Source organism: Xanthomonas sp. DAR33341 (assembly GCF_003992815.1).
Taxonomy (GTDB): Bacteria; Pseudomonadota; Gammaproteobacteria; order Xanthomonadales; family Xanthomonadaceae; genus Xanthomonas; species Xanthomonas cissicola.
The window spans coordinates 240,708-253,834 of sequence record NZ_QEYV01000023.1 but is presented as its reverse complement, the minus strand read 5'-3'; the positions used below and the strand labels follow the sequence as shown (position 1 = coordinate 253,834).

At 63.9% G+C, this 13,127-nt stretch carries 11 protein-coding genes; 8 read left to right on the top strand and 3 right to left on the bottom strand.

Going from position 1 to position 13,127, the window contains the following annotated elements:
- Positions 1 to 93: 93 nt before the first annotated feature.
- Both EO156_RS23935 and EO156_RS09760 read left to right on the top strand, forming a co-directional pair.
- Positions 94 to 255, top strand: a complete 162-nt coding sequence (locus tag EO156_RS23935) for a hypothetical protein (protein WP_164517435.1) — start codon at positions 94 to 96, stop codon at positions 253 to 255.
- Positions 256 to 322: 67 nt separating this feature from the next.
- The gene (locus EO156_RS09760) at positions 323 to 1,672 is read left to right on the top strand and encodes a glycoside hydrolase family 16 protein (RefSeq protein WP_016849699.1); all 1,350 of its coding nucleotides are present in this window, start codon (positions 323 to 325) and stop codon (positions 1,670 to 1,672) included.
- A gap of 21 nt (positions 1,673 to 1,693) precedes the next feature.
- Here EO156_RS09760 and EO156_RS09755 read toward each other — a convergent pair whose 3' ends face one another.
- A complete protein-coding gene (locus EO156_RS09755; protein WP_016849698.1) occupies positions 1,694 to 2,062 on the bottom strand; it encodes a response regulator in 369 nt (122 codons plus the stop codon).
- Positions 2,055 to 3,218, bottom strand: coding sequence for a PAS domain-containing sensor histidine kinase (locus tag EO156_RS09750; RefSeq protein ID WP_003484249.1), 1,164 nt, complete (start codon positions 3,216 to 3,218; stop codon positions 2,055 to 2,057). The genes EO156_RS09755 and EO156_RS09750 overlap by 8 nt, the downstream gene beginning before the upstream one ends.
- Before the next feature lie 160 nt (positions 3,219 to 3,378).
- Here EO156_RS09750 and EO156_RS09745 point away from each other — a divergent pair, with 160 nt between their 5' ends.
- The 6 genes from EO156_RS09745 (at position 3,379) to trxC (ending at position 10,433) form a co-directional block, all read left to right on the top strand.
- A complete protein-coding gene (locus EO156_RS09745) occupies positions 3,379 to 6,552 on the top strand; it encodes a response regulator (protein WP_016849696.1) in 3,174 nt (1,057 codons plus the stop codon).
- On the top strand, positions 6,525 to 7,373 hold the full coding sequence (locus EO156_RS09740) for a CheR family methyltransferase (RefSeq protein WP_026006954.1): 849 nt from the start codon (positions 6,525 to 6,527) through the stop codon (positions 7,371 to 7,373). The genes EO156_RS09745 and EO156_RS09740 overlap by 28 nt, the downstream gene beginning before the upstream one ends.
- On the top strand, positions 7,370 to 7,954 hold the full coding sequence (locus tag EO156_RS09735; protein ID WP_003484254.1) for a chemotaxis protein CheB: 585 nt from the start codon (positions 7,370 to 7,372) through the stop codon (positions 7,952 to 7,954). Before EO156_RS09740 ends, EO156_RS09735 begins: the two co-directional genes overlap by 4 nt.
- The gene (locus EO156_RS09730) at positions 7,951 to 9,081 is read left to right on the top strand and encodes a hybrid sensor histidine kinase/response regulator (protein ID WP_003484256.1); all 1,131 of its coding nucleotides are present in this window, start codon (positions 7,951 to 7,953) and stop codon (positions 9,079 to 9,081) included. Before EO156_RS09735 ends, EO156_RS09730 begins: the two co-directional genes overlap by 4 nt.
- Before the next feature lie 366 nt (positions 9,082 to 9,447).
- Positions 9,448 to 9,813 carry a DUF1428 domain-containing protein gene (locus EO156_RS09725; RefSeq protein WP_005923552.1) on the top strand — a complete coding sequence of 122 codons (366 nt, stop codon included), beginning with the start codon at positions 9,448 to 9,450 and terminating at the stop codon, positions 9,811 to 9,813.
- 173 nt (positions 9,814 to 9,986) lie between these two features.
- Positions 9,987 to 10,433: a thioredoxin TrxC gene (trxC, locus tag EO156_RS09720; protein ID WP_005923549.1), complete on the top strand. Its 447-nt coding sequence runs from the start codon at positions 9,987 to 9,989 to the stop codon at positions 10,431 to 10,433.
- Positions 10,434 to 10,539: 106 nt separating this feature from the next.
- On the opposite strand, the gene EO156_RS09715 is transcribed toward trxC, so the two are convergent.
- Complete coding sequence (locus tag EO156_RS09715) at positions 10,540 to 12,909, bottom strand: TonB-dependent receptor (protein WP_029828334.1); 2,370 nt, start codon at positions 12,907 to 12,909, stop codon at positions 10,540 to 10,542.
- Between the last annotated feature and the right edge of the window lie 218 nt (positions 12,910 to 13,127).

The window sequence follows — 13,127 nt, the reverse complement described above, 5'->3', positions numbered from 1 at the left end:
GATGCGCACTGGGCACGCGCACCACAGGCCACGGTCTTGCAACCGCTTGCAAGCGAGTTCGGCTGAGGCGGCCGGGGCGTCGCGTATCCGGACGTGCAATCAGCATTGGGGAAAGCACACATCACCGATCCGCCGCGCCACTGGCTGCTGCCGCGCAACATGTCGCCGACAGGGTTTGCGACCGGCATCATGCCAATGATTGATTATTCCGGAATGAACACCACGAATCTGAAGCACGCACGACATTTTCTTTGACACGCAGGCAGCCGCTACGCAGCGTCGCCCCTCCACGGATTTGATTCCGTACCAGGAGAGGCTCGCAATGAACACACTACGCGCTGTGACTGTGCAGTTCGCTGTTCTGCTTGGCGTCGCGCTTACAACGAGCGCGAGTGCGCAGACGCTGGTATGGGAAGACAACTTCAACGGGCCTGCCATCGACGGCACCAAATGGACCTACGACGTCGGCAACGGATGCCAGATCGGCTTGTGCGGCTGGGGCAACGGCGAGATGCAGTACTACACCAGCCGCACCGAGAATGCGCGGATCGAAAACGGCAGGTTGGTGATCGAAGCACGCCGCGAAGCCTTCGGCGGCATGCCGTTCACTTCAGCACGGCTCAAGACCGAGGGCCGCATGCATTTCACGTACGGCACGCTGGAGGCGCGCATCAAAACGCCGGTGGTGGGCAACGGTTTGTGGCCGGCGTACTGGATGCTCGGCACCATCGGCGTGTGGCCGGGCCGCGGGGAAATCGACCTCATGGAAGCCTGCATGGCCGCCGCGATCGCCAATGGCACCGCGAACCGTCGCATCGGCGCGGCGGTGCACTGGGACTACAACGGGTCGCAGGCCGATTACGACACCAGCTATACCAGCCCGGTGAATCTGCATGACGATTTTCATGTGTACCGATTGACCTGGGACCCGCAATTCATCCGCGTCTCGATCGACGGGCAGCAATACTTCGAATTTGCGATTTCCAATATCGAAGGCGCTTCCTTGCATGAATTCCATCAGCAGCAGTATCTGTTGCTCAACCTGGCGGTGGGCGGCACCTTCACTGGTGTGACCTCGCCTGCTGCGGTGACGGCCCCGCTCCCTGGCAAAATGGAGGTCGATTACATCCGCCTGTATCAGAACCCAGGGTCGCAGTTGTACGTGGGCACGCAACATGCCGTGCCCGCGGGCCGGTTCGGGGTGTTTACCGAACAGACCGATACCAGTGCACGGCTGACCTTCGGCCAGGATGCCGAGTTGTATCTGTGGAACAATCTCACGCCGATTGCGCAGGCGCCTTTCGAGGGCGGCAGTGTCATGGCCTACCGCGCCAACGCCGGGGCATGGTTTGGATTGGGCATCCAGAGCGACTACCGCAATCTCGCTGCGTATGCCGGCGGTGCATTGAAGCTGCACGTCAAGACCACCACGCCGTCGACATTCAAGATCGGCATCAACACCAGCTTCGGCGATAGCTGGGTGGATTTTGTCGCTGGCGGCAACCAGTACGGACTGGTGCGCGATGGCGCCTGGCACGAGGTGAGCATCCCGTTCAGCGCCTTCTACGATCTGGATCTGCAGGCGGTCAAACAGCCCTTCATGCTGGTGGCCGATCCACCGGCTGCACCGGTGGAGATCGCCATCGACAAGGTGTACTACCAGAGCCGTTGAGGCCGCACGCCCAGCCAACGTCTACGCGTTGGCTGGGGTGGCCTTGAGCATGTCGATGAGTTGACGCAGGCGGTACGGTTTGGGCAGGAAATCGACCTGCGCCGGCAACGGCGGCAACTGCGCCTTGGCAAACCCCGAGGCCAGAATCACGCGCGCCTGCGGCAGCAGTTGCGCCACCTGCTCGCTCAGTTCGATGCCCGACATGCCGTTGGGCATGCGGATATCGCTGAACACCACGTCGTACGGGCCACTGTCGCGCACCATGCGCAACGCGCTGTGACCATCATCGGCGGTGTCGACGCTGATGCCGGCATCGCGCAGCGCTTCGCCGATCAATTCGCGCAGTTCTTCTTGGTCTTCCACCATCAGCAGGCGAAGGAATTCAGTCATGCTCGGCCTCCTCGACGGCCGGGAGAAACACGGTGACGGTAGTGCCGCGTCCAGGTGCGGTCTCAAGCTCGACGAAGCCACCGGACTGGGATGCGAAGCCATAGACCTGGCTCAAGCCCAGGCCGGAGCCCTTGCCGACATCCTTGGTGGTGAAAAATGGCTCGCTGGCGCGTTGTGCAACGTGCGCGGACATGCCCGGACCGTCGTCGCGTACGGCAAGGGCGACGTATGGGCGACGGACGCCTTGTGGGCTTGACGGTTCGGATCGCTGCGCAGCAGAAGTGAGCAACGCGATGCTGCCGCCAGAGGGCATCGCATCGCAACTATTGAAGACCAGATTGAGCAACGCCGCCTCCAGCTGACCGGGGTCTACGCGCACATGCGGCAGTGCGTCGGCAAACTGCAACGACAAGCTCACGCCCGGCGGACAGGCACGCCGCAACAGTTCCAACGAACGCGTCACGATGTCGTTGACCGGGTGGCGCTCAGGGTTCAGTTGTTGACCGCGCGCGAAAGCGAGCAGTTGCCGCGTCAGCAAGGTGCCGCGATCGACCGCAGTTTGCGCCACTTCGATCAACATGCGGGTGCGCGCGTCCTCGCCTGCGCGCAGCGCAATCAGATCCAGGCTGGTCACCATCACCGTGAGCAGGTTGTTGAAATCGTGGGCCATGCCCAGCGTCAACCGACCCAAGGCTTCGACCTTCTGCGATTGCAGCAACGCCTGCTGCGCCTGTTGCAGCAAATGCTGCGCCTCACGGCGCTCGGTCAGATCGCGAGTGACTTTTGCAAACCCCACCAGCACGCCGAATTCCAGCACCGGTTCGATCACCACGCTGGCCCAGAACCGGCTGCCGTCCTTGCGCAAGCGCCAACCTTCGGCAGCGAAGCGCCCTTCCCGCTTGGCGATTTCCAGATTGCGGCTGGGTTCGTCGCGTTGCGCATCCTCGGGCAGGTAGAACCGCGAGAAATGCGTGCCTAATACCTCGCTTGCGCTGTAGCCCTTGATGCGCTCGCCGCCGGGGTTCCAGCTGCGAATATGCCCACCGATATCGAGCATGTAGATCGCATGATCGGACACGCTCTGCACCAACAGCTGACACTGCCGGCTGTCGTAAGAAAGCGGCCCTGCGCTGTCGACGGCCGTTTCCGCATCCATCGCGCGATGATTCCCCCAGAAAAGCGCGGGACCATATTGATAGCTGCGTGAAGGCTGCGTGCAAGCCAACGCGGCAGCAAAAAGCGTCAAATTTCCGGCGATTTGTGCGTGAAAGTTATCGGCTACCATGACTGCCCTTCCAGTTCGGTCCACGCACCTTATGCAAACCATCTCGACCACACGCGACCGCTGGACTTGGGTCATCGCGGGGGCCTTGATGGCGGGAACGCTGGGCATGGAACTGGTGACTCCGCTGGGTTATGCGGTGTGGCTGACTTACTTCGTAGCAGTAGGCGTGACGGTGTTTCAGAACCGCCCGCAGGTGCCGCTCATCGTGGGCGTGCTGTCGTGTATCTTGCTGGCGATTGGTTTTCAGCTTGCGCCACCGAGCACGAATTCGAGTTTTTCCTCGGTCAATCGCAGCATTGGCGGCGTGTCGTTCCTGGCGATGGCGTTGGTGGTGATGCAGGCGATCCGCGCACGCCGGCAGGCCGAATTCGCACTGTGGCTGCAGCTGGCAGAAAACACGGTCGAGGCCAGTTTGCGCGGCGATCAGGCGCCGCAGGAGCTGGCCGACGCCGCGGTGCGCGCACTGTGCCAGACGCTGGATGCGCAGGTCGGTGCGCTCTATCGCATCGAGGGCGACCGTCTGCGACTCACCGGTGGTGCGGCGTTGCCGCCCGATCTGCCGCAGACGCTGCCGACCGCTGCCGGCCAGCTCGGCGAGGTGCTGCAACGTGGCACAGTGCGTCGCATCCGCGGCATGGACGCCGGTCATCTGCAGATTGCCTCCGGGCTGGGCCAGAGCAGCTGCCAGGAGTTGCTGCTGGCGCCGATCACCGCCGACGACCGGGTGATCGGCATCATCGAGCTCGGGCGCGTGACCGACCCACGCACCGCCAGCTCGCGCGAAGAAGAACTGCTGGCACGCTGCGGCGAGAACATCGGCCTGGCACTGCGCACCGCATTGCTGCGCGCGCAGCTGGTGGCCCTGCTGGAAGAAACCCAGCGACAGAGCGAGGAACTGCAGACCCAGCAGGAAGAGCTGCGCGTGGCCAACGAGGAACTTGAAGAACAGAGCCGTAGCCTGCAGCAGTCGCAAAGCGACCTGGAAGTGCAGCAGGCAGAACTAGAACAGACCAACGTGCAGCTGGAAGAGCGCACCCAGGCACTGGAAGCGCAGAAGCAGGCCTTGTTGATCGCGCAGAATCAGCTGGTGCGCAATAGCAACGAGTTGTCCACTGCCTCGCGCTACAAGTCGGAATTCCTGGCCAACATGTCGCACGAGTTGCGCACGCCGCTCAACAGCGCCTTGATCCTGGCCAAGCTGCTGGCCGACAACAAGGACGGCACGCTCAGCGCCGAGCAGGTGAAGTATGCGCAGGCGATCCTGTCGTCCAACAACGACCTGCTGGCGCTGATCAACGACATTCTGGACCTGTCCAAAATCGAAGCCGGGCACGTGGAGTTGGCCGACGAAACGGTCGTCACCGGTTCGGTGCTGCAACGCCTGCGCGACACCTTCGAACCGCTGGCGCGACAGAAGGGCCTGGCATTGGAGATCACGGCAGCTGCCGGTGCGCCGGCACAGTTGGTCGTCGACAACCAGCGCCTGCAGCAGATCCTCAAGAACCTGTTGGCCAACGCCATCAAGTTCACCGAACACGGCAAGGTCGGCCTGCTGGTCCAGGCATCTGCGCCGGGCCGCGTGCGCTTCGCGGTAACCGACACCGGCATCGGCATCGCGCGCGAACAGAGCGAGGTGATCTTCGAAGCGTTCCGTCAGGCCGATGGCAGCACGCGCCGCCGCTATGGCGGTACCGGGTTGGGTTTGTCGATTTCGCGCGACCTGGCGCAACGCATGGGCGGCAGCATCAGTGTGGACAGCGAGCCGGGGCGCGGCAGCTGCTTTACGCTGGAATTGCCGACCGATGGCGCACCTGCGGAGGTGATCGGCCCTGCCGATGCAGCTGCGAACGTCGCCGCGGTCGCAGCCCCGGCGTCTGGAGCCCACGTGCAACAACGCACTGGCAGCACGCTAGGTGCGCCATCCGGCGCACCTGCTCTTGCGGCGGCCCACATGGCGCCAGTGCCGATCGCATCGCCCAATGCCGCACCGATCCAGCGGGCCGACGACGATCGCGACCAACGCAGCCGCCCAGGCCGGCTGATCCTGGCGGTGGAAGACGACACCCGCTTTGCGCAAGCGCTGGTGGAACTGGCCCACGAACTGGATTTCGATTGCGTGGTGGCCCCCAACGCAGAAGAAGCCCTGCGCCTGGCCGCCGAACTGCGCCCCAGCGGCATCCTGCTCGACATCGGCTTGCCGGATGCGTCCGGTCTGAGCGTGCTCGAACGCCTCAAGCGCGATCCGGCCACACGCCATGTGCCTGTCCACGTGGTGTCCGCGTTGGAACGCAGCCAGATTGCGCTGGAGCTTGGTGCGGTTGGCTACCTGATCAAGCCTGCAACACGCGAACTGCTGGCCGGTGCGATCCGCCAGCTGGAAGAAACCAACGCACGCGCAGTGCGTCGTTTGTTGATCGTCGAAGACGACAGCGCCTTGCGCGCGAATCTGCAATTGCTGCTGGCGCGCGACCAGCTGGACATCGTGGCGGTCGGCAGCATTGCCGAGGCGATGGACCAGCTGGCAAGTTCCACCTTCGATTGCATGGTCACCGATCTGGCCTTGCCCGACGGCAGCGGCTACGACCTGCTCGAACGCATGGCCGGCAACGATGCGGTCGCCTTCCCTCCCGTGATCGTCTACACCGGGCGCGCACTGACCCGCGACGAAGAGCAAGGCCTGCGCCGGTATTCCAAGAGCATCATCATCAAGGGCGTGCGCTCGCCGGAGCGTCTGCTCGATGAGGTAACGCTGTTCCTGCACAGCGTGGAAGCCTCGTTGCCCAGCGATCAGCAGCGCCTGCTGCGCGAAGCACGCCGCCGCGACGCGGTGCTGGACGGCGCCACCGTGCTGCTGGCCGAAGACGATGTGCGCAACATCTTTGCGCTGTCCAGCGTGCTCGAACCGCTGGGCGTCACGCTGCAGATCGCACGCAATGGCCGCGAGGCGCTGGAGCACCTGGCCAAGCACGAGGTGGACCTGGTCCTGATGGACATCATGATGCCGGAGATGGATGGCATCACCGCGATGCGGCAGATCCGTGCCAATCGTCAATGGCAGGATCTGCCCATCATCGCGCTGACCGCCAAGGCCATGGCCGACGACCGCGAACGTTGCCTGGAAGCCGGCGCCAACGACTACATCGCCAAGCCCATCGACGTGGACAAGCTGGTCTCGCTCTGCCGCGTATGGTGCTCGCGGCAATGAACCCGGTAGAGCTGTTCGACCTGGAACTGCGCGTGCTGCTGGAAGCGGTGTTCCAGCGCTATCACTACGACTTCCGCGACTATGCGGTGTCCTCGTTGCGACGGCGCATGCGCCACGCAATGGCGCGTTTCGACTGCGCGCGAGTGGCCGATCTGCAGCACCGTCTGCTGCACGAGCCGGACACCTTTGCGCAGGCGATGCAGTTCTTCACCGTGCAGGTCTCGGAGATGTTCCGCGACCCGGCATATTTCCGCGTCCTGCGCGAGCATGCGGTACCGGTGTTGCGCACCTATCCCTCGATCAAGCTCTGGGTGGCAGGCTGCAGTACCGGCGAAGAAGTCTGGTCCCTGGCCATCCTGCTGCACGAAGAAGGCCTGTTGGAAAAGGCGGTGATCTACGCCACCGACATCAACCCCGAAGCGCTGAGCATGGCCGAAGCCGGCGCCTATGGCATCGATCGTATCGCGCAGTTCAGCCGTAACTATCTGGACGCCGGTGGCCGCACCTCGCTGTCGGACTACTACACCACCGCTTACGACGGTGCGGTGTTCGACCGGCGCCTGAAACGCAATATCGTTTTCGCCGACCACAGCCTGGCGACCGACACGGTGTTTTCCGAAGTCCACCTGGTGTCCTGCCGCAACGTGCTGATCTATTTCAACCGCAGCTTGCAGGATCGTGCGGTGGGGTTGTTCTACGACGCATTGGTGCATCGCGGCTTTCTCGGGTTGGGCAGCAAGGAGTCGCTGCAGTTCGGCGCGCACGCGCAGGCGTTCGAAGCCTGTGCGCGCGAGCAGCGGCTGTATCGGAAAGCCGCATGAGCTGCGCGTCTGCAGCCCAGCGTTTCGATGCGATCGTGATCGGTGCATCCGCCGGTGGCGTGATGGCCCTGCAGGCGTTGTTGTCCGGGCTGCCGGCAGACTTGCCGATGCCGGTGTTGGTCGTGCTGCATCTGCCGCGCGACCGCCCCAGCCACATCGCCGAGCTGATGGACGCGCGCTGCGCGCTGCCGGTGCGCGAGGCCGAAGACAAGCAGCCGCTGTTGCCCGGCACCGTCACCATCGCCCCGCCCGACTACCACCTGCTGGTGGAAGACCGCGACAGCCTGGCGTTGTCGATGGATGCCCCGGTGTTGTTTTCGCGCCCGGCGATCGACCTGCTGTTCGAATCGGCTGCCGATGTCTTCGGCGAACGCCTGCTGGCAATCCTGCTCACCGGTGCCAGCAGCGACGGCAGCGCCGGTGTGGCCGCGGTGCGTGCGATGGGCGGCATTGCCTGGATCCAGCGCCCCGATGACGCCGCCGCGTCGCTGATGCCCGCCTCCGCTCTCGCCCACGCCGGCGCCGATGCGGTGCTGACCTTGCAAGCCATCTGCACCCGACTGGAAGCTTTTCACGCATGAACCTTACCGCGACCGGCCTGGCTGCAAGCAGCGACGACACCGAATCGACCAAGATCCTGATCGTGGACGATGTGCCGCAGAATCTGGTGGCCATGGAAGCGCTGCTGCAACGCGACGGCATCCGCGTGCTGTGCGCCGCCTCCGGTGCGCAGGCGCTGGAACTACTGCTCGAACACGACGTGGCATTGGCGCTGCTGGACGTGCACATGCCGGAGATGGACGGGTTTTCGCTGGCGGAATTGATGCGCGGTTCGCAGCGCACCCGGCATGTGCCGATCATTTTCCTGACCGCATCGCCGAACGATCCGATGCGCGCCTTCCAGGGTTACGAAACCGGCGCCGTGGATTTTCTGCACAAGCCGATCGAGCCGCACATCATCCTGAGCAAGGTCAACGTATTCATCGAGTTGTATCAGCAGCGGCGGCTGCTCAAGGCGAGAAATGCTTCGCTCGAACGCGCGCTCAAGCTCAACGAGACCATGATGGCCGTGCTCACCCACGACCTGCGCACACCGCTGTCGGTGATCCTGCTGTGCGCCGACAAACTCGGCCTGGATGTCGATGCCGACAGTTCGGCTGCGCGCACGCTGGAACACCTGGAAAACAGCGCGCACCGCATGTCCCGCATGGTCGAGCAATTACTGGATTTTTCGCGCCTGCGCACCGATGGTTTGCCGATGCAGTTCGGCCCATGCAACCTGGGCGAGGTGGTGCACAGCGTGGTGGGCGAAGTGGCGCAGGCCAATCCGCACACCACGATCGACCTGCGCACCGAGGGCGACCTGGATGGCGATGGCGACGGCGACCGGTTGGCGCAGGTCGTGTCCAATCTGGTCGGCAACGCGGTCCTGCATGGCGGACGCCATCCGGTGCAGGTGCATCTGGATGGCCGCGAACACGACACCCTGCGCCTGTCGGTGCGCAACGCCGGCAGCATTCCCGACAGCCTGATGCCGCGTCTGTTCGAACCGTTCAAGGCCAGCTTCCATGCAAGCCAGGGGCTGGGACTTGGCCTGTTCATCGCCGACCAGTTCGTCAAGGCACACGGCGGTACGCTGCAGGCGCGCAACGAGGACGGCGACGTGGTGTTCGAGGCAAGATTACGCCGCCACAACCTGGCAGCCTGACCGCCGTACTGTGGCGACGACCGCAGTGCCGTTGCTCGCGCAGCTTTGCGACCAGCGCATCTTCGCCGATGCACTGCCGCGGCCTCCAGCAAAAGTGCTTGCAGGGCGCTGCCGTCGATCGAGGCACGACAGATCCGCGGCCGCCGCGCCAGCGAGCCCGACAGGCAGGACCTCGGCAGTGCGCCTGATAGCCCAGGCGACAGCCAGCTCAAGCAGTGCCGTTGCACCCCATGCACAGTTTGCTCGTGCGGCCAGCGCGCTGGATGCACGCTCCTGCCCCACTGCTCTCCAGTTGTTGGTCGCACCAAATATCCCTTCTTGGTCATCCTCACGTGCACGCCGTGCAGCCCATCTGCGGAGGTGGTTATGTCGTATATCGATGGTTTCGTGCTTGCCGTCCCCACGGCCAACAAAGAAGCCTTTATCGCGCATGCCCGCATGGGCGATGCGGTCATCATGGAGTACGGTGCCCTGCGGGTGGTGGAGTGTTGGGGTGACGATGTCCAAGCGGGGCAATGGACCGACTTCTATCGCGCAGTGGATGCCACCGCCGAAGAGACCGTGGTGTTTTCCTGGATCGAATGGCCGGACAAGGCCACCCGGGATGAAGGCATGCGCAAGATGATGGAAGACCCACGCATGGACCCGTCGGTCAATCCGATGCCGTTCGATGGCAAGCGCATGGTCTACGGTGGCTTCGTACCGATCGTGGCGCTGGGCCAATCGGCTTGAGCGATGCAGCGCGCGATGGCCCGCGGGACGTTGATCAGGCATGCGCAGGCTGGTACTGCCGCTGACGTTCGGCACGGAATCGTTTGTGGTGATCGCTACACTGGCGGCATGCAGCATGCGCCGCCAGCGATGGCCGGAGATAGCGCAGGCAGCGCCGCCGACCGGAGACCCACATGACCGACGCACCGCTACTGATCGCCTGTCCGAGTTGCGCTGCGATGAACCGTATTGCGCCCACGCGCCTGCGCGATGCACCCAACTGCGGCAGCTGCCACAAGCCGCTGTTCCTGGGGACGCCGGTGGCCTTGTCGGCTGCAGATTTCGACAAGCATGCGGTGCGCAGCGCATTGCCGTTAGTGGTGGATTTCTGGGCGCCCTGGTGCGGGCCATGCCTGAGCATGGCGCCGCAATTTGCCGCAGCCGCCGCAGCATTGGAACCGCAGGTGCGCCTGGCCAAGGTGGATACCGACCTGCATCCGGCGCTGGGCACGCGCTTTGGCATCCGCAGCATTCCCACCTTGCTGGTCATCCAGGGTGGCCAGGAACTGGGCCGTCATTCCGGCGCGGTGAGCAGCACGCAAATCGTCAACTGGGTGCGCTCTGTCCTGAGCAAGCGGTGACGCAATACGAAGGTCAGCTGCGCATGCACGCAGCTGGCCTGCCCACCTGCAGGAAATATCACTGCGGCACAGACGCCGCAGTGACTGCAATCAGGCGATCAACCCGTCACTGCCAGTTGACGTTGACCGACACCCCGACGACACGCGGCTCGTTGTAGACCGCGGCCATGTAGTTTTCGATCACGCCCTTGAGGTTCTTTTCGTTGGTGATATTGCGCGCGAACGCCGCCACTTCCCACGCACCGTAGCCACCGGTGTAGCCCAGCTTGAGGCCACCTTCGAAATTACCGTCGGAGCGGAATTCGGTGGAGTCGTACAGCACGAAGCTGGTCTGGCCCTGCTTGTTCCAGTCGGTGGACACGAAGAACGCGCCGTCGTTGCCGACCGGGATGTCGTAGCGCGCGGCCAGGTTGAGGTTGTACTTGGGCGCGTTGGGCAGCGGATTGCCGTCGATCTGGGCGAAGGTGTTGGCACCTACGCGAATGGTCGGGTCGTTGACCGTGCACACCACCACGCCATTGAGCGCGCAGACCTGCGCATAGACGCGCTCGTCGTGGATTTGGCTATGCAACAGGCTCAGGCCGGCGGTGATCGACAGGTTGGAGATCGGGCGCCAGTCCAGATCCGCTTCCATGCCATAGGCCTTGGCCTTGTCGGCATTGAACAGCACCCCATTGCCGTCCGAGTCGTTGCCGTTGAGCTGGATATCGTCGACCGTGTAGGTGAAGCCGCTGACATTCAGGCGCAGACGGTTCTCGAACAGGCTGCTCTTGATGCCGGCTTCCCAGGACAGGATGGTTTCCGAATCGGCAGTGGTGAAATCGGAATTGAACACCGCGCTGCGGCCCTGGATGGTGGGGCCACGGAAACCGCGCGCCACACGCGCATACACGCTCAACTGCGGATCGATCTCATACATCGCGCTCAGATCCCAGCTGGGCTGGGTATCGGACATGCGCACATCGCGCCGGCCGCGGTAGGTCACCACACCGGCCGCGGTGTCGGCGGTCTTCAACAGTCGGGTTTCCTTGGTGTCCTTGGTCTGGCGGATGCCGGCAGTCAGCGTCAGCGCGTCGGTCGCCTTATAGCTGAGCTGACCGAAGCCGGCCCACGAGGTATTGGTATTGCGCAGGCGCACCCAGTTGTTGGGGTTGCGCGCGGCGGTCTGCAGGAAGAAGGCACGCTGATAGAAATCGGTGGTGTCGCGGCCATCGAAATAGAACGCGCCCACCTGCCACTGCAGGGCATCGTCGCCTTCGCTGGCCAGGCGCAATTCCTGCGTGTACTGGTCCAGGTCGCGGATCTGTCCCATCGACTGGCCAAAGCCGTTCGGCACGCCATTGACCGGGTAATTGGCGGCAGCACCGCCATCGGTGTCGCCACGGCTGTAGCCGGAGGTGGTTTCGTAGGCGGTGATGGAGGTCAGCGACACGCCACCGAAGTCGTAAATCGCCTTGAGCGAGCCGCCATCGGTTTGATATGCCTGATGGTTGTCGTGACCTTCGTCGTAGGCTACGCGGTCGCGCGGCACGTCCACCTTGTCGCTGCCACGCGTGATCGCATTGCGCAGGAACAAGGTGGAGGTGCCGTCGTAATCGCGCGTGTGCACCGAGCCCAGCAGCGAGAACGCATCGTTGGGCTTGAGCAAGACCTGCAAGCGCGCATTGCGGTCGTTGTAACCGCCCATCGCGTCCTTGCGCGGCGTGCGCGTGCCGTCGGCGCTGCTACCGGCAAAGGTGTTGTCCACCCAATCGTCGCGGTGCTGGTACAACGCGGACACACGGAACGACAGCACATCGTTGATGGGGCCACCGAAGCCGCCATCCAGCGAGAGGGTGTTGTAGCTGCCGTAGCTGGCGTTGACGCGACCGGTGTAGGTGTCGCTGGGCTTGACCGTATCGAACTTGACGATGCCGGCGGTGGTGTTGCGCCCGAACAGCGTGCCTTGCGGGCCGCGCAGCACTTCGACCTGGTCCACGTCATAGACCGGATTGGATTTGAGCACGACATGCTCCAGCACCACATCGTCCTGGATGATGGACACCGGCTGCGAGGCACCCAGGTAGAAATCGATATTGCCCAGGCCACGGATATAGAAGCGCGGGAAGATGCGCCCGGTGGTGGTTTCGGCGTAGAAGCCCGGTACGCGGCCGGAAAGCGCCAGCAGCGTGTCGTCGCCACCGGCGGTGTAGTCGCGCATCGCTGCGCCCTGCACCACGCCGACCGAGACCGGCACGTCCTGCAGGTTCTGCTCGCGGTGCTCGGCAGTGACGGTGACCGTGTCCAGCGCGGTGGGGCTGGCTTCGCCCTGGGCCGCCGGCGCTTGCTGCGCAGACGCGGTTGCCGCCAACGAGGCTAGCAACAGGCACGCGCAGGCACGCGCGAGCGGCGTGCGCTGCAAGGCGGCGCGGCGGCGCGCAGCGACCTGTGCAATAGCGGACACCGGCAACGAAAAGACAGGCGAGTACAACGGCATGCGGACTGATCCTAGAAAGTGATGCGAGGTGATGACACAGCGTCGAAGCCATTCGGCATGGCATGCCTGCTGGCGGCGCCGCGTGGCGCCGCGTGGCGCCGCGCGCACGATATGTCAGCAATGTTGCAGCGAAGTGGCAGCGCCCGATCATCACACGCCGCCACGCGCGTGCAGGCATGCCATCACGCAGCGCTGGCATCGCAAAACGTCATGCCACG